Source organism: Erwinia sp. STN24, from assembly GCF_041320675.1.
Lineage (GTDB): Bacteria > Pseudomonadota > Gammaproteobacteria > Enterobacterales > Enterobacteriaceae > Erwinia > Erwinia aeris.
Genome location: NZ_JBGGPM010000001.1, coordinates 832,625 through 848,444, shown reverse-complemented (window position 1 = coordinate 848,444; position 15,820 = coordinate 832,625). Strand labels below are relative to the sequence as shown.

Below are 15,820 nucleotides of genomic sequence, written 5' to 3'. Positions count from 1 at the left end.
CATGTCATCGCCTACAATTTTTAGCGCCGACCGTCCGGCCGGCACGTTCAGCCTCCGGCCTATGCGCGCAGAAGACGCTGTGTTGATCCATAGCTGGGTTACGCGTGAATATGCGCGCTTCTGGGGGATGCAGACACATAGCCCTGAGCAGGTTGCCGCTTTTTACCAGGATTTAACGTCCTCCGATCCGCACGCAGCGCTGATCGGCTGTTGCGACGATCGGCCTGTGTTCCTGATCGAATGCTACCGCGCCAGCGACGATGAGGTAGGTAAGTTTTATCCTGCCGCGCCGGACGACTATGGCATGCATATTTTGATCGCCCCTGCCAGCCAGCCGGTCAGGGATTTCAGCTGGCAGGTTTTCACCCTGGTGATGGATTACATGTTCAGCCGACCGGAAGTGAACCGCGTAGTGGTTGAGCCAGACGTACGTAACGACAAAATTCATGTGCTAAACAAGCGTGCGGGTTTTCGTTATCAGCAAACCATTGATATGGGACACAAAACGGCCTGGCTGGCCTTTTGCCAGCGGGAAGATTACCAACACGCTCTACTGCAGGAACAGCTGAATATGACCACTGAAACGACCTCACTGCTGAACGGCGCTCATCTGACGTGCGATAACTGGACCCAGGCTAACCGTTTGCTGATCCGCAAAGCTATTGCCGAATTTGCTCATGAAAAAATCGTAACGCCTGTTGAAACGGGTGATTGCCGCTATATGTTGTCCGTACCGGGAAGCGAATTAACTTATCATTTCCGGGCGATGCGCCTTGCGCTGGATCATTGGGAAATTGAGGTTGAGTCGCTGAGCAAACAGGAGAATGGTCGTGCTCTGCCGCTGGATGCGCTGCAGTTTATCGTTGAGTTTAACCAACAGATTGGCATCCCACAGGCGCTGCTGGCAACGTATATGGAAGAGATTAGCAGCACGCTGTGCAGCAGCGTTTTCAAGCTACAAAAAAACCAGCCTGACAGTCAGGCGCTGGTAAAAGCGGATTTCCAGACTGTTGAAGCCTCCATGACCGAAGGTCATCCCTGCTTTGTTGCCAACAATGGCCGTATTGGCTTTGATGCCCGTGACTATCTTGCTTTTGCGCCAGAGGCCGCTACGCCTGTCAGGCTTACCTGGGTAGCGGTTCACCAACGCAATGCCCATTTCTCCAGCCTGAGCAACCTGAGCTACGAGCAGCTGATGCGCGATGAGCTGGGGGAAAAAACCGTGGAGCACTTTACCCAGCAACTGATTAAAAAAGGGCTGTCGGCTGATGAATACATTTTCATGCCCGTTCATCCATGGCAGTGGCAAAACAAGTTGCTGACCGTTTTTGCGGCAGATATTGCGAATAACGATATTGTCTATCTGGGCAGCGGCGACGATAGCTATCAGGCCCAGCAGTCTATTCGCACTTTCTTTAATCGCAGCCAGCCCGGCAAACGTTATGTTAAAACGGCTTTGTCCGTGCTTAATATGGGTTTTATGCGCGGCCTGTCGCCTTACTATATGGCTACCACGCCAGCGATTAACGAGTGGCTGGAAAAGCTGGTTGTCGGTGATGCATGGCTGCAACGCTGCGATTTTCGCATCCTGCGTGAAGTGGCGGCAGTGGGTTATCACAACCGCTATTACGAGCAGGCTATCAAGGGCGATTCCGCTTATAAAAAGATGTTTGCCGCGCTGTGGAGGGATAACCCGGCCGCCAGCCTGAAGCCCGGCCAGCGTCTGATGACTATGGCGTCTTTCCTGCACAGAGACCATCATCAGCAAGCCCTGCTGCCGGCACTGATAGCCGATTCCGGTTTACCGGCTAAAGAGTGGGTATCACGCTATCTGACCTGCTATCTCAGCCCCCTTCTGCACTGCTTTTATCAGTACGATTTGGTATTTATGCCGCACGGCGAAAACCTGATTATGCTGTTAGAAAACAATGTTCCGGTTAGCGCCTGTATGAAAGATATCGGCGAAGAAATTGCCGTAATGGATCCCGATGCGGTTCTCCCTGACAAGGTACAGCGACTGGCGGTGGACGTGCCGGAAAACCTCAAACTGTTATCGATCTTTACGGATGTTTTTGACTGCATCTTCCGCTTTATCAGTGCGATCCTGCATGAATCGGGCACCTTGCCGGAGGAAGAATTCTGGCAGGCAGTGGCACAGTGCGTTAAAGACTATCAACAGGCACATCCTCAATTCGCAGAGAAATTTTCTCGCTACGATATGTTTGCGCCGGAGTTTACCCGCTCCTGTCTGAATCGTCTGCAGCTGGCAAATAATCAACAGATGATCAATCTCTCCGATCCGGCTGAAAATCTTAAATTTGCCGGAACGCTGATCAACCCGATAGCGCGCTGGCGTTAACGACCCCGTTGTTTGCCTTAACAAAAGCTTTACTGACGCGACCGCTCTGGCGGCCGCGTTTTCCTTTTTTTATTCCGGGACAGTATACAGATGGCTCTTTATCACCCCCTATCGCAGTTGACTCGCCGACACCTGATTTTCCCGCTGTCGCTGGTGTTATTTGAGTTTGCAACCTATATAGCCCACGACATGATCCAGCCCGGCATGCTGCTGGTCACCCAGGAATTTGCCGTCGGCCCTGAGTGGGTCTCCACCTCACTGACTGCCTATCTTATCGGAGGCCTGATGCTGCAATGGCTGCTCGGGCCGCTTTCCGATCGGGTTGGGCGCCGTCCGGTATTACTCTCCGGCGTGGCTTTTTTTATGCTCACCTGTGTGGCTACGCATTGGGTACAAAGCATTGAACAATTTGTGTTACTGCGCTTTCTGCAGGGAATTAGCCTGTGTTTTATCGGCTCGGTCGGCTACGCCGCCGTACAGGAAGCGTTTAATGAATCACTCAGCGTGAAGATAATGGCATTGATGGCAAACGTCGCTTTACTGGCGCCGTTAGCCGGGCCGCTGGCAGGCGCTGCTTTTCTCTCGGTGGGCGACTGGCGCACTATGTTCTGGCTGTTTGGCGGCCTGTCGGCGATTGCGCTGGTCGGACTGTGGCAGGCTATGCCTGAAACCGCTGGCGACAAAGGAACACCGCTCTCGCTGAAGTCGATTGGTAAAGGCTATTTTGCGCTTCTGCAAGATCGTCAGGTGATGAGCGGATCCCTGGCAATAGGGTTAGTGACTATCCCTTGTCTTTCGTGGGTGGCTTTATCACCAGTGATCCTTATTCATGATAGCGGGCTTAGCCGCATGGGGTATGCGCTGCTGCAACTGCCGGTCTTTATGGCCATGATTGCCGGCAATTTCACGCTAAGCCGACTTGCCAGCCGTGTATCTATTACGCAGCCGCTGCGCCTGGGTGCCTGGCCTGTCGTCAGCGGGTTAGCCATGGCGGCGGTCGCCACCACCCTTAACGAGCACAGCTACCTGTGGCTGACGGCCGGGCTAAGCATTTACGGTTTCGGGACTGGTCTGGTCAGCGCCGGGCTTTACCGCATGACGCTGTTTTCCAGCAGCGCCGGAAAAGGGAGCGTGGCGGCAATGGTCGGCATGGTCACTATCCTGGTTTTTGCTCTGGGAATTGAAGCCGCAAAGGCCTCTTACTTCAGCGTCGGCAGCCGAGGATTCAGTCTGGTAAACCTTACCTGCGGCCTGCTGTGGCTGGGGCTGGTACTGGCATTTCTCCGCGAAAATCAGCGTCGACAGTCGGTGGTTCGCCCGTAATAAATACCGGCAACGGCGCGGCTTTCTCAACCTTCCCGCCGGTTGCCAGGACGAATCGATCGGCGCTTTGTTCGGGATCGACCAGAGCAAAGTGCCGATCGACTGGGCATCGCCGCATAAAATAAAATCGCTTTTCACGTGTAGCCAAAGCGCTGCGATATTCGTTAACGGCGTCATTCTGAACACATACAGCTGCGATCCTTTCTTACTAAATTCATATAATGGGCATTATATGAATCCAGAAAAAGCAGGCGATCCGCCTGAAGAAGAACAATGGGATCCAGGACGATCGGGATCGGGCTATTTTATAAACATCAGGATCGATAAAAACGATCGCGCTATGTAAATTCTGCAGCATATTACCCCTGCACATCCCACAGAATTCACGTAGCGCAACCAGATTAGAATTGCCGGAAAAATGTACGGTTCAGGACAGATCCGTCATCGAAACGCCGATAATTTAATCAGGGCAACAAAGCTTCCCCGCCGGTGTCGTTTGAACAGGACGGCTGGGAAAGCATTTTCAGGAAGGCGATTTTTGATGAGCCGTTCGCGAGTACGGCCTGACAGAGGAAAATAAATGAGGCTCAGCCGGGCAAAAATGCTGGGGGAACGCGATGCGCCCTGTCGCCTGGATTTGGCGGAAAGGCGCAATCACGCTTCCCTCACCCACGCCGCTATATCTGTTCCCATTCAGGCAGGTGATTAGCTTTCTTTCGCCACAGCTGAAAAACGGACATCACAAGGCTAAACAACAGGCCTGCGCTCAGTATGGTTATAGAAGCAGAGAGTAAATCCACATACTGTGCTTTCCAGAACACAAACCACATCACGATCCCCCAGAATGGCGTATAGACAATCGTAAAGCTGAATAAATTAGTCATGAAAGGCGATAAAGGCGGCGGCGCCACCTCGAAGCCAAGGTTCCACAAAAGACGATGGCACGGCGGAGCGTAAGTGCTGTGCCACATCCCTTTCGCCCTCATCATTGCAAAGGCACGCCTTTTTTTTCCATCGAAAATCGGGGAGCTTTTCATAATAAATCCCTGGAATTTTTGTTGTTATTAGAGTGTAACAGTTTCCGAAAGGAATGATTTCTTATTAGCACCGTTTTACTGAAACAGACAGTTAAACCATGTCAAAAGGCATAACGCCGGAGAATATCGCGTACTCAGCGGGCTGGCAGCCGACACAATGTGCATCAGGGAGGATGATTTACCGCGGATGACAGGAATTTATCAGTATAAGCGTGAAACCATTAAAGCGCCCGTTCAGGCACTATGATTATTACGCTGTTTACTGCTCCGCACCATGCCACGGCAGAAGTAAGCACCGGCCGAAAAATATCGGCAAGCTTAACGCTGACCGGCCTCTACGGTTATGCCCCGATAAAAGGTCGGCTCAACCCGTAGCGGCCTGGCGATCAGCCCCTGCTGCTGATAAAAATCGGCCGTTGCCTGCTGCTGAGCCACCGTTTGGGGATCGATAGCCTGCCAGTGTGCTTTCCTGCGGCTGAATGAGAGTTTTACCGCCTGCTGAGGAAAACCGATAATATGGGCCAGCGTTGCCGAATAGCCGTCAATATTGTTGTAGGCCAGCTGCTCAGCATGGGCCAGAAGATTCACATACTGCTGTAATGCCTGGCGTTTTTCCGCATTGCCGAGCGCGCTGTCGGTAGCAGCCAGAAAACTGTTACCTGCGATCAATCCCTGGCCATTAACCAGTACGCGGCCGATGCCGGAGGTTTCCGCCAGCGCGGTATAAGGATCCCACGTTGCCCAGGCATCTATCGCGCCGCTGGCCAGGGCGATTTTCGCGTCGCCAGGCGTAAGATAACGAAAGCGCACGTCTTCTGCCTTAATCCCTGCCTGTGCCAGCGCTTTCAACGCCACGAAATGGCCAATAGAGCCTCGCCCCGTTCCGATACTTTTTCCTTTAAGATCGGCCGCGCTGTGCAGCGTAGAATCCTTATTAACCACGATAGCTGTTCCAATTGGGTCAGATTTATCTACGGCGATAGCCTTTACCTGCGAGCCAGCCGCTATGGAAAATAACAGCGGCGCGTCGCCGATAATACCTGCATCTACCGCGCCGGCATTAAGCGCTTCCGCCAGCGGCGCGGCGGCCGGGAATTCCGCCCATTCAATATGGAAAGGCAGGTTTTTAAGCAAGCCGGAGGCCTCAAGCTGCGCGCGCATATTGCCTTTCTGATCGGCAATTCTTAATGTAGTCACGCCATCAGCATAAACCGACCCGCTTACGGCCAATGCCAGCAATACTATTAAATTTTTCATCTCATCTTTTTCCCTGTCAGAAATCGTTCTAAGTATTTACCTAAGCCAAAATAAGATTAATCCCGCAGAGTACCGATACGCCGCGCAAAAAATCTTATTCTCACTGCCAGATTCAGATGAAAGCATCTTATTGTTTTTTGCCTGATAAATCCGACCGAAACTTATAACAATACTTCCATTACATTACTGAATAATAACTTTTATCAAAATTTACCTACGATAAGGTGCCGCTCCCCAGGCTTATCCTGGGCGTATGCACAAATCGTAAAAAGTCAGCCATAGCTATTTTATCCATATACGGGGTGTTTTGGAGTAGTAAAGCTTTCTCAAGAAGGCTTTAAGCGTATTTAGCCATTAAATTCAAAAAGATACTATAAGCCTGGCCATACTTATCAACTGGTCGAATTTTCGACCACACCATACGCTTGCTGGCCACTTTTATCCACAGAAAATGGGGATTACCTGTGCATAAAAAAGTATAAATCGCTCTGAAAAGCGCTACCGTTGCGGTGAAACGCCCTAATTCTGTTGATAATTTTTGCGAAACGCCGCCTCAGGCGTAAAAAATGAGCATCGCCAGGCAGCAAAAGTTCAGGGAGAAAGAGAAAGCGGCCATGCAGGCGCTGTGCCTGACGCTCGGGCGATTTATCTACAGCAATAAAAAACGCTGTAGCCAGCGGCCATCCAGTAGTTCGTCTTGAAGTTGTCCCTGGCTCAGCCTGATAAAAACGCAGCATACGGCTAAAAATGGCCCCCTTTGTTTTATTAGCCAACCGGCCGCAGGCTGTAAAACTACCATTACTTACCAATAAATGATCATTCCGTTTTTTTACGGACTATGTTACAGCAAGAATTATCTTTAAATAAAAGGTGTTAATATTTTATTTTACTGAGAAAGGCTAATGAAAATAAAATTTGAAAAGTCTCTTATAAACCCAGATAAAATAAGCGCAGCAGGGAAATTCTTTTGATTTTAATCAAATGCAACGCTGTTTCTTATTTACCACCTACGTGGCGATCTTCATTGCAGCGTCTTTAAATTCCACCGCTTTATCAATCAGCATGGTTTATGCATGAGGTGATATGTTTTTCACTACGAAAATTTTTCTCATAATTAAAATACTCCGCTAAGATAGTTTTCTTTTACGGTAGCCGCTCTTTTTCTTATAGAAATTATTTCCCGTGAATGACGCTAAATGATTTTTCCGATGATTTACGATCCCCTGTCAGACAGCCTCTTTTGCTGGATGGCATCCCCTCCGATCACCTACCTAAACCTGGTTAACATCTCGCTGTCGCGCGCGTTCTCTCCCCTGCCCTGTCCTTAAGGATCCTTCAGGCTTGTCTGCCAGGAAGGCTTATGGGTAAGCAAAAGAAGCGCATTAAGCCTCTGCTAAGCGCCAGCTGCTCGGTGTCTATTTGGGGTTATTGATATTGAAAATAAATGTATGTTGTAACTATTTTAGGTAACTCAGCCAGCTTACAAACCATAAGATGAACCGGCAAAGCAGAAAGGCACGCTCTGTAGCGGCTAAAAGCCGTACGACGGGATTGCCAGTTTTCGATGGAAAAAAGCGTGCCTTTGCAAGGATGAGAGCGAAAAGGATGCGGCACAGCACTTAGCAACAAGGTTGTATTGCGCGTAATAAGGTAGAGAAGTGCCATACAGGCGAGACAAAAGGGAAAACGTTATGGCCCATCGTTTACTGAGAAAGTTCGGCATTGGGTTGATTTTATTTTGCCCGGCTCATGTGCCACCGGCTATTTATTATTCTTTGGATATCTGTCTTTAACTATTACCTTCCCTGCCAGGTTTAAGCGAAAAATTTTTGTGATACAGCCATTGGCATAGCTGAAATACGTTTAAATGGAGGTGCTGACCGTCGCCACAGCCAGCACCTTTTCTGCGCTTAAAAGGATTACTTTTCCGTCGCTAACAGCGCTGCCTTTAACCGGCCAGGTTGCCCTGGCTCAGTGCTACCGCCAACCCAGCTCCGGGGCGACATATTTAAGGATTGCTTCCAGCACGTGCGTGCAATATGCCACGCCAAGCTGATTAGGGATGGTCAGCAGCAACGTATCCGCCTCGGCAATCGCTTCATCCTTCGCCAGCTGGGCAATCAGCTTCTCCGGTTCGGCGGCATAGCTGCGCCCGAAGATGGCACGCGTTTTTTCATCCAGGTAGCCAATCTGATCGCCACCCTGCCCGCTGCTGCCAAACCAGGCACGATCCTGTTCGCTGATCAACGCAAAAATACTGCGGCTGACCGAAACGCGCGGTTCGCGCTGATGACCCGCTTCCCGCCAGGCGGCGCGATAGGCACGGATCTGTTTTGCCTGCTGAATATGGAAAGGCTCGCCGGTTTCGTCATCTTTTAGCGTCGAGCTTTGCAGGTTCATCCCCAGCTTCGCGGCCCAAACCGCCGTGGCGTCCGAACCCGACCCCCACCAGATCCGTTCACGCAGCCCGGAGGAAAAAGGTTCAGGCCGCAGCAGTCCCGGCGGATTAGGAAACATCGGCTGCGGATTAGGTTTTGCAAACCCTTCGCCCTTCAACACTTCCAGCAGCGCCTCGGTATGGCGCCGCCCCATATCAGCATCGCTTTCGCCCTCCTGCGGGCCATAGCCAAAGTAGCGCCAGCCTTCAATGACCTGTTCCGGCGAGCCGCGGCTGAGGCCCAACTGCAAACGCCCGCCGCTGATTAAATCGGCCACGCCGGCGTCTTCCGCCATATAAAGCGGGTTCTCGTAGCGCATATCAATAACGCCGGTACCAATTTCAATTTTATTGGTACGGGCCGCAACGGCCGCCAGCAGCGGAAACGGCGCGCTAAGCTGGCGGGCAAAGTGGTGCACGCGAAAATAGGCGCCGTCGGCGCCCAGCTCTTCTGCGGCTACCGCCAGATCGATAGATTGCAGCAGCGCATCTGCTGCCGATCGGGTGGCCGACTGTGCAGAGGGCGTCCAGTGACCGAAAGAGAGAAACCCAATTTTTTTCATAGCATAATGACCTTTAGCGGCGCGCATCTGGCGCGTTGAAACCGTCATACTAACGCTGAAGCCTGGGCTTGTCTGCCGTCAACCGGTTAAAACTCCGCAGGCTCGCCGGGCAACGGCTCCGACAGCGGCTGTCCCTCTGCGCCCGCGTAGAAGATCACCAGCTCAGCGGCTTCGTCGGTGGTATAGCCGCGATGAATATCGCCCGTTGCCTCATTCAGCGCTTCGCCAGCCTTTACCTGATGCGTTCTGCCGCTCTCTTTATCTTCAATGGTCAGCTGGCCAGAGAGCAAATAAGCCATATTTGGCATCGGATGCGAATGCCAGGGCAGCGACGTATGCGGCGGAATAGTCATCTTCATTACCGTAAGCTGGGGTTTACCGGCGGGATAAGCGGTATAGGGCGTACCGTTCCAGGCTTCGCTGGTTTGAAGCAGTTCGGTCGTCTGGATCGTTGCTGAATCATTCTTTTGGTCAGTCAAGGTGGCCTCCTTTATAAAATAGCGTCCTCCTGTTTAACTTAGTAGAAGATCGGCCGCCGTGTCACAAAGGAGATGCCGCGCGCTGATTTCAGGCAGAAAAGTGGCGGGTAAAGGACGCCGGTCATCACGCTGGTGAAGAAACATTGCCGGAACAACGACGTTGCGAAATGACCGTTACCTGCCAGGCTTTTACTGACATTTTGTATCAGCATTAAACAATTTCAGACACTTTCAAGTTACGGAGACAAAATGAAAGGAACCCTGCCTCTGATCGCCCTACTGCTGTGCGGCTGCGGCGCGCACAATTCGCCCTCGCAAGTTACCAGCCCTGGCGCCCCGACCTCGACGGAAAAAAAGCTGCTGGATACCGGCGCGGCAGCGATGCAGTCCCGCCCGCCCATTGACGCTATTAACGCTTATCTGGACGGCTTTCATTTCTATAACGGCGACCACAATGGACAGATGGAGGCGCACCATTACGTCACCATTCTCAACGACGACGTGATGCAGGCGGTAATTTACGACGGCAACACGCGCGACGCCAAGCTGATGGGCGTGGAATATATTATCAGCGAAAGACTGTTTAAAACGCTGCCGCCGGAAGAGAAAAAGTATTGGCACAGCCATCAGTATGAGGTGAAATCCGGCACGCTGATCGCGCCTGGCCTGCCGCCGCTGGCGGAAAAAGCGCTGATGTCGCGTATCGTTAACACCTACGGCAAAACCTGGCATACCTGGCATACCGATCGTGATAAAACGCTGCCGTTGGGCATTCCGGCGCTGATGATGGGCTTTACCGCCGACGGCCAGATGGATCCGCGTTTGCTGATCGATCGCGACAAAAGATTCGACGTGGACACGAAGAAAATCAGAGAGTCACGCAAAGATATCATTGCGCATCCGGCAGCGGCAGGCGCCAACGCCTGGGAACATGGCGATACCGTCCAGCTGAAAAGCGTCAAGGGCGGCGGCGATATTGCTCATGGCGAAACCCATTTTACCACCTCAGAGCAGACCCGCAGCGGCAAGCTCTAGGCAAGGCGGGAAACGGAACATGTGCGCCATCGCGCATGTTCCGCGCTCGCTAATCCTGTTCTTTGTCCTGCCCTGCGTAGTTAAACAGCCGATCCCTCGCCAGGTTCTTCATTTTTACTTCGCACATGATATCGAACTCTTTGAACGATAAAGCCCAGTCGTTCAGCGTATCGTTAAAATAATAGTCGGAGTGCGCCCGCAGCTTAGTTCTTGCCACGCCTAACTCTTCCTGATTTGGCCAGCCGTGTGGCGGAATGATACCTTCCTGCGAAATCGAATAGTGCAGCACCGGCCTGACGCCGCGCCAGGAGGCTTTAATCTGCGCGATACGCGGATCGTCGGGCTGGATAAATTCGTTCTCTTTTACCCAATGGTGATGAATATCCAGCACGATGGGACAGAGCTCTTTCGCCTGAAGCACGTCATCCAGCGAACAGGAAATCTCATCGTTTTCCACCGTCAGCATGTTTTTCGCTTCCGGGCTGAGGCGGTGAAACGCGGTTTGAAATCCCTCAAAACCGCCCTTGCCGTTCATATGGATATTGATTTTAAAATCCTGGAAGGTTTTGCCATAGCCCATCAGCTTCGCGCACAGCGTGTGATATTCCACGTCTTCAATGGCGCGTTCCACCACCAGTGGATTATCTGACGCCAGCACGGAATATTGTCCCGGATGAAAAGAGAGGCGGATATGATGGGCCCGGGCGAAATCGCCGCATTTCGCCAGCGCCGAATGCAGTTCCGGTAAATAGTCCTGATACAGCTCGTTCGCTTCCGGCACCGTAAACAGAGGCAGCAGATCGCTTCCCAGCCGCATCATACGTAGCGCTTCCGGCTCTTTCGCCAGCGCTTCCAGCGTCAGGTAAAGATTGCTGAGATTATGCTGCGATATTTCGCTGATTAGCGCCAGCCGCGCTGCTTTATCCAGGCTCAAAAATCGGGTGCGCGTGGTGGCTCTTAATGGAAAAGGCTGTTTTGCCTCAGCATTAAAATATTTACAAGCAAAGCCCAGTTTCATGATTACTCCTGTTGAGACACCAGAACTGAGTGTAACAACTCAGGAAGAATTGTGGGGCGGCAGGCTGCCAGCCGCGCGGTTTTTCAACAATATTAGGAAAGCAGGAACGCCAGAAGGAGCATTAATAAGCAAGTCGCTGCCCAACCTGCCGTCTGATTCACTGTTACGGCATTCTGAAACCGACTGTCAGCCGGATCTCGACCGCAATGGCAAGCAGCATTAAAAATTATCAAGGCGGAGAACAGGCAATAGTAGCGGCCCGGCCAGGCAGATGGCGAACACCAGGAATAGTCTTAAATGAAATTTAATGCTGTTAAATCAGAATGTTATTATATAGATTCAGGATGGATCCCAGCCTGAATTTGCCGGAGAAAACACTTTGCATGACGGTCTGTTAATTAGCGTCGGCGAACGGGTACGTCTGTTCCGCAAACGCAAGCAGCTAAGTCAGATTGCCCTGAGCGAGCGTAGCGGCATCGATCGTACTTATCTTAGCGATATTGAAAACGGCAAGCGTAATATCAGTTTGCTTACCCTGAATAATCTGGCTCTGGCGCTCGATGTGCCGATTGAAATGCTGGTTTCTCGCCCGCCAGTGACGCTTTAATAACCAACACGCCTGCGCCATGCTATTTGCGGCCGCGCTTATTACGCTATTTTCCCCAATGTTGCCGCCCGGGCGCCGTCATGCCGGGCGCTTTGCCTGCGCAAGCTGAAAACTTATCTATACTTTTCAATCCAGAGCCTGATGTCATTCGGTGAGCCATCATCGTTTTATGGCTCAGGCCGTCTATATATTCTGAACAAGGGACGTCGAGTGAAAAATAAAACCTACCGCTCTCCCGTGCGTAAAGAGGGTTTTGCCGGTCTCGGCGACTATGCGGCTATCGGCGAGGGGCGCTCCGTGGCGCTGATCGCGCCCGATGGCGCCATCGACTGGTGGTGCGCGCCCAATCTGGACTCGCCGCCGCTGTTCGATCGCATCCTCGATCCCGGTATCGGCGGTTTTTTCCAGCTGGAGCCTGAAGGCAGCTACCGCGTCGAGCGGCGCTATCGCGAGGAGAGCAACGTCCTTGAAACGCTATACAGCACAGAAAGCGGATCGGTTCGCCTTACCGAATCGCTGAACAGCTCGCTGGCGGGCCGTCTGCCGTGGAGCGAGCTGGCGCGACGTGTGGAAGGCATTGAAGGCGAAGTCGTGCTGAACCTGCGCCTTAAGCTGGGCACGATGGCGGAAAGCCGCTCGCCGTGGGTAGCGGATACCCATCACGGCGCGGTTTTTCATATCGGCGATCTGATGACCATGCTGCGCACCAGCGAAGACGTAACGATTAGCTGGCTGTGCGATGAAGCGGTCGAAGGACGCCTGGTCACCTCTCCCGGTTCGCATTCGCTGATAGCGCTGCTGGCGAGTGAAAAAGAGCCGTTAGCCGTGCCGGATCTCGCGGCGATCGACGACAGGATTGAAACCAGTCATACCGCCTGGCGCGACTGGGTCAACCACCTTTCTTATCAGGGGCTGTTCTCACCGCACGTTAAGCGTTCCGCGCTGTCGCTAAAATTTCTCTGGTACTCGCCAACTGGCGCGCTGGCGGCTGCGGCGACGTCATCCTTACCCGAAGGCTTTGGCGGCGAGAAGAACTACGACTATCGCTACGCCTGGGTGCGCGACGCCTGCCTGATCATTAAATCCTTCGTCTACCTGGGGGCGCTGGAAGATTGTAAGGCCGCTTTCTCCTGGCTGACGCACACCATTATTCGCCACGGCGTTAAGCTGCGCGCCTGCTATACCCTGGACGGTAGTCTGGTGCCGGAAGAGCGTTACCTGCCGCTCAGGGGCTATGAAGATTCACAACCCGTGCGCGTGGGTAATAATGCCCGCGATCAGGTACAGCTCAGCATGTATGGCGATATGCTCTCTACCGCCCGGCTGTTTATCCAGGCGGGCCACGTGCTGGATATTGCTACCTCACGAATGCTTGGCGAACTGGCCAACTGCTGTGCCGACAGCTGGCGGCAAAAGGATTCGGGGATCTGGGAGCTGCCCGACGAACAGCACTACACCCACTCCAAAATGGCCTGCTGGCTGGCGCTGGATCAGGCCGTCGCGATGGCCGAAGGCAAACATATCGAACCTACCTGGGTCGGCCGCTGGGAGCGCGAGCGCGATCGTATTCGCGACTGGATCGAAGAGCACTGCTGGTCGGAGAGCCGCCAGGCCTATATGTTCTATGTCGGCTGCGAAGACAGGCTGGACGCCTCGCTGGCGCTGATGCACCATTATGGCAACAGCGTCAATCCCGAACGCATGCTGAAAACTTATGACGCCATCCGCCGTGAGCTGGGCCACAACAGCGCCATGCTGTATCGCTACAGCGGCGTGGAGCAGGAAGAAAGCACCTTTGTGGCCTGCTCTTTCTGGCTGGTGGAAGCCTGCGCTTCAATGGGGGATACAAAACGCGCGGAGGCTTCCATGCATGAAATTCTGGAAAGCCTGTGCGACAGAGGCAACGTAGAAATCTTTAACGAGATGTTTGACGTCAGAACCGCCAGCTGGCGCGGCAACCTGCCGCAGGGTCTGAGCCATCTGGCGCTGGTCTGCGCGGCCCAGGCATTAACCGAAGCCAAAGGCGAATAAAAAAAGGTTAAGGCAAGGATGGCTCGCCCGTGGCCATCCTTGCCGCCATGCGCTGGCTTACCTGATTGACGCAGCGCTAAGGCCTCCCTTCATAGCCATCCCGATAGGTTGCTGCCAGCGCATCGGCCAGGATCTTACGCTCTTTTTCTGGCCGATCGGCCAGGTACGTCTGACCCAGAAAAGTATGGGTAACGGCCTCATCCGGCAGGTTTTCAGGCTTAAGCAGACAGGCGGCTTTTTCTTCCATTTGCGCTTTACTTAAGCCGGCAGCCCTGTCCTTTACGCCTGCCTGATAAACAGCCTGAAAGCCGGGCCGCATCACGCGGATGGAGTCGGCCAGCAGCATACGCGTATTAGGATCGAAATTGGCGTCCGCAATTTGATGGACGGCATGGGTGGTATGGCGTTCTACGCTGCCCTGAGGCGCGCAGGCACAAAGCAGCAGCGCCAGCGCGCTGACTAATCTTTTCATCTTTTTCATCCCTGTTTTAACTGATTGCTATTTCCCTGAATATTGCCGGGTAAATTTTGCACAATCCGTGTCTGGCATGCAAGCCATCACGATCGAAAGCTGTGACCTGTTTCCATTTTTTACCCCAGCCGCCTTCAATGCCAATATGTTTTTTCATGCTAAGGACAGCAGATTTACTCGCTAAGCGCTGCGTAACCAATTTGCTATGGTGCGCTGATGACTTTTACGGGGAAAACCATGAAAAATTATCTTGTTAGCAGCCTTGCCGCGCTGGTTCTGGCGGCCACTTCACAGCAGGCGCTGGCGGCAAGCCAGCCGGAAACGGTCAATATCGGCTATCAGAAAGCGAATATTTTCGCGCTGCTGAAATATCGCGGCACGCTGGACGACGAATTTAAAAAACAGGGCATTCAGGTACGCTGGGTGGAATTTCCGGCCGGGCCGCAAATGCTGGAAGGACTGAACGTCGGCAGCATCGATCTGGCCGCAACGGGCGACGCGCCGCCCGCCTTTGCTCAGGCCGCACAGGCCGAACTGGTCTATCTGGGCCACTCGCTCGCTAACCCTAAAACCGAAGCCATTGTGGTGCCGCAGGCTTCTTCCATTAAAAATGTCGCCGATCTGAAAGGCAAACGCGTGGCGCTGAACAAGGGCTCGGACGTTAACTATCTGCTGATTACCGCGCTGGAAAAAGCCGGGCTGAGCTATAAGGATATCAAGCCGGTTTACCTGCCGCCTGCCGATGCCCGCGCCGCCTTCCAGCGTGGCGCAGTGGACGCCTGGGTTATCTGGGATCCTTACCTGGCGGAAGTAGAGACTAACGCCAGCGCCAGAATAGTGCAAAACGCGGAAGGACTGGTGCCGCATTACACCTTCTATCTGGCCAGCCGTAAATTTGCGGAAGCGCAACCGCAAACGGCGGAAAAAGTGCTGGGCGAATTGGGCAAGCTCAGCGACTGGGCTAACGGCCATCCCGAAGAAACGGCGAAGATCCTCTCATCCTCAACCGGCCTGCCGCAGCCGATCTGGCAAAAAGCCCTCGCCAGAATGCCTTTTGGCGCGCAAAGGATGACGCCGGAAGTGTTCAGCCAGCAGCAGGCGCTGGCCGATAAATTCACGCAGATTGGCCTGCTGCCGGTGAAGGTGGAAGTCAGCAGCGCCACCTGGACGCTGGATAAGAAACCACAGTAGGCCCGGACACG

Annotated in this window: 14 protein-coding genes; 8 read left to right on the top strand and 6 right to left on the bottom strand. The window is 53.1% G+C overall.

The genetic code is table 11. The features are described 5' to 3' along the window. Position 1 precedes the first annotated feature (1 nt). Both ACA373_RS04020 and ACA373_RS04015 read left to right on the top strand, forming a co-directional pair. The gene (locus tag ACA373_RS04020; protein ID WP_370734045.1) at positions 2-2,359 is read left to right on the top strand and encodes a GNAT family N-acetyltransferase; all 2,358 of its coding nucleotides are present in this window, start codon (positions 2-4) and stop codon (positions 2,357-2,359) included. Between the two features lie 90 nt (positions 2,360-2,449). Continuing rightward, complete coding sequence (locus ACA373_RS04015; RefSeq protein WP_370734044.1) at positions 2,450-3,682, top strand: MFS transporter; 1,233 nt, start codon at positions 2,450-2,452, stop codon at positions 3,680-3,682. A gap of 677 nt (positions 3,683-4,359) precedes the next feature. On the opposite strand, the gene ACA373_RS04010 is transcribed toward ACA373_RS04015, so the two are convergent. Together ACA373_RS04010 and ACA373_RS04005 are read right to left on the bottom strand one after the other, a co-directional pair. Beyond that, positions 4,360-4,719, bottom strand: a complete 360-nt coding sequence (locus ACA373_RS04010; RefSeq protein WP_253454162.1) for a DUF6404 family protein — start codon at positions 4,717-4,719, stop codon at positions 4,360-4,362. A gap of 318 nt (positions 4,720-5,037) precedes the next feature. Continuing rightward, the gene (locus tag ACA373_RS04005; RefSeq protein ID WP_253454164.1) at positions 5,038-5,976 is read right to left on the bottom strand and encodes an ABC transporter substrate-binding protein; all 939 of its coding nucleotides are present in this window, start codon (positions 5,974-5,976) and stop codon (positions 5,038-5,040) included. 566 nt (positions 5,977-6,542) lie between these two features. Here ACA373_RS04005 and ACA373_RS04000 point away from each other — a divergent pair. Further along, the gene (locus ACA373_RS04000; protein ID WP_301250822.1) at positions 6,543-6,677 is read left to right on the top strand and encodes a hypothetical protein; all 135 of its coding nucleotides are present in this window, start codon (positions 6,543-6,545) and stop codon (positions 6,675-6,677) included. 1,276 nt (positions 6,678-7,953) lie between these two features. Here ACA373_RS04000 and ACA373_RS03995 read toward each other — a convergent pair. Together ACA373_RS03995 and ACA373_RS03990 are read right to left on the bottom strand one after the other, a co-directional pair. Next, positions 7,954-8,976: an LLM class flavin-dependent oxidoreductase gene (locus ACA373_RS03995; protein ID WP_370734043.1), complete on the bottom strand. Its 1,023-nt coding sequence runs from the start codon at positions 8,974-8,976 to the stop codon at positions 7,954-7,956. 86 nt (positions 8,977-9,062) lie between these two features. Then, positions 9,063-9,455, bottom strand: a complete 393-nt coding sequence (locus ACA373_RS03990; RefSeq protein WP_253454168.1) for a cupin domain-containing protein — start codon at positions 9,453-9,455, stop codon at positions 9,063-9,065. A 249-nt stretch (positions 9,456-9,704) separates the two neighbouring features. Here ACA373_RS03990 and ACA373_RS03985 point away from each other — a divergent pair, with 249 nt between their 5' ends. Continuing rightward, positions 9,705-10,490 carry an OBAP family protein gene (locus ACA373_RS03985; protein ID WP_301250824.1) on the top strand — a complete coding sequence of 262 codons (786 nt, stop codon included), beginning with the start codon at positions 9,705-9,707 and terminating at the stop codon, positions 10,488-10,490. Between the two features lie 49 nt (positions 10,491-10,539). Here ACA373_RS03985 and ACA373_RS03980 read toward each other — a convergent pair whose 3' ends face one another. After that, on the bottom strand, positions 10,540-11,508 hold the full coding sequence (locus ACA373_RS03980; RefSeq protein ID WP_253454171.1) for a UV damage endonuclease UvsE: 969 nt from the start codon (positions 11,506-11,508) through the stop codon (positions 10,540-10,542). Between ACA373_RS03980 and ACA373_RS03975 the strand changes: the two genes are divergently transcribed. The 3 genes from ACA373_RS03975 (at position 11,441) to ACA373_RS03965 (ending at position 14,146) form a co-directional block, all read left to right on the top strand. Further along, positions 11,441-11,731, top strand: coding sequence for a hypothetical protein (locus tag ACA373_RS03975; RefSeq protein WP_253461307.1), 291 nt, complete (start codon positions 11,441-11,443; stop codon positions 11,729-11,731). The genes ACA373_RS03980 and ACA373_RS03975 overlap by 68 nt on opposite strands. A gap of 156 nt (positions 11,732-11,887) precedes the next feature. Beyond that, a complete protein-coding gene (locus ACA373_RS03970) occupies positions 11,888-12,115 on the top strand; it encodes a helix-turn-helix domain-containing protein (RefSeq protein WP_253454173.1) in 228 nt (75 codons plus the stop codon). A gap of 210 nt (positions 12,116-12,325) precedes the next feature. Then, entirely contained in the window at positions 12,326-14,146 is a 1,821-nt protein-coding gene (locus tag ACA373_RS03965) for a glycoside hydrolase family 15 protein (RefSeq protein WP_370734042.1), read from the top strand. A 76-nt stretch (positions 14,147-14,222) separates the two neighbouring features. Here ACA373_RS03965 and ACA373_RS03960 read toward each other — a convergent pair whose 3' ends face one another. After that, entirely contained in the window at positions 14,223-14,618 is a 396-nt protein-coding gene (locus tag ACA373_RS03960) for an Exc2 family lipoprotein (protein ID WP_301250826.1), read from the bottom strand. A 237-nt stretch (positions 14,619-14,855) separates the two neighbouring features. Between ACA373_RS03960 and ACA373_RS03955 the strand changes: the two genes are divergently transcribed. After that, positions 14,856-15,809, top strand: a complete 954-nt coding sequence (locus ACA373_RS03955; protein WP_370734041.1) for an aliphatic sulfonate ABC transporter substrate-binding protein — start codon at positions 14,856-14,858, stop codon at positions 15,807-15,809. Positions 15,810-15,820: the final 11 nt, after the last annotated feature.

Excerpts from the sequence above, each read along its gene's own strand:
- ACA373_RS04020 (WP_370734045.1), top strand. The coding sequence starts at position 2 with ATGTCATCGCCTACAATTTTTAGCGCCGACCGTCCGGCCGGCACGTTC.
- ACA373_RS04015 (WP_370734044.1), top strand. The coding sequence starts at position 2,450 with ATGGCTCTTTATCACCCCCTATCGCAGTTGACTCGCCGACACCTGATT.
- ACA373_RS04010 (WP_253454162.1), bottom strand. The coding sequence starts at position 4,719 with ATGAAAAGCTCCCCGATTTTCGATGGAAAAAAAAGGCGTGCCTTTGCA.
- ACA373_RS04005 (WP_253454164.1), bottom strand. The coding sequence starts at position 5,976 with ATGAAAAATTTAATAGTATTGCTGGCATTGGCCGTAAGCGGGTCGGTT.
- ACA373_RS04000 (WP_301250822.1), top strand. The coding sequence starts at position 6,543 with ATGAGCATCGCCAGGCAGCAAAAGTTCAGGGAGAAAGAGAAAGCGGCC.
- ACA373_RS03995 (WP_370734043.1), bottom strand. The coding sequence starts at position 8,976 with ATGAAAAAAATTGGGTTTCTCTCTTTCGGTCACTGGACGCCCTCTGCA.
- ACA373_RS03985 (WP_301250824.1), top strand. The coding sequence starts at position 9,705 with ATGAAAGGAACCCTGCCTCTGATCGCCCTACTGCTGTGCGGCTGCGGC.
- ACA373_RS03980 (WP_253454171.1), bottom strand. The coding sequence starts at position 11,508 with ATGAAACTGGGCTTTGCTTGTAAATATTTTAATGCTGAGGCAAAACAG.
- ACA373_RS03960 (WP_301250826.1), bottom strand. The coding sequence starts at position 14,618 with ATGAAAAGATTAGTCAGCGCGCTGGCGCTGCTGCTTTGTGCCTGCGCG.
- ACA373_RS03955 (WP_370734041.1), top strand. The coding sequence starts at position 14,856 with ATGAAAAATTATCTTGTTAGCAGCCTTGCCGCGCTGGTTCTGGCGGCC.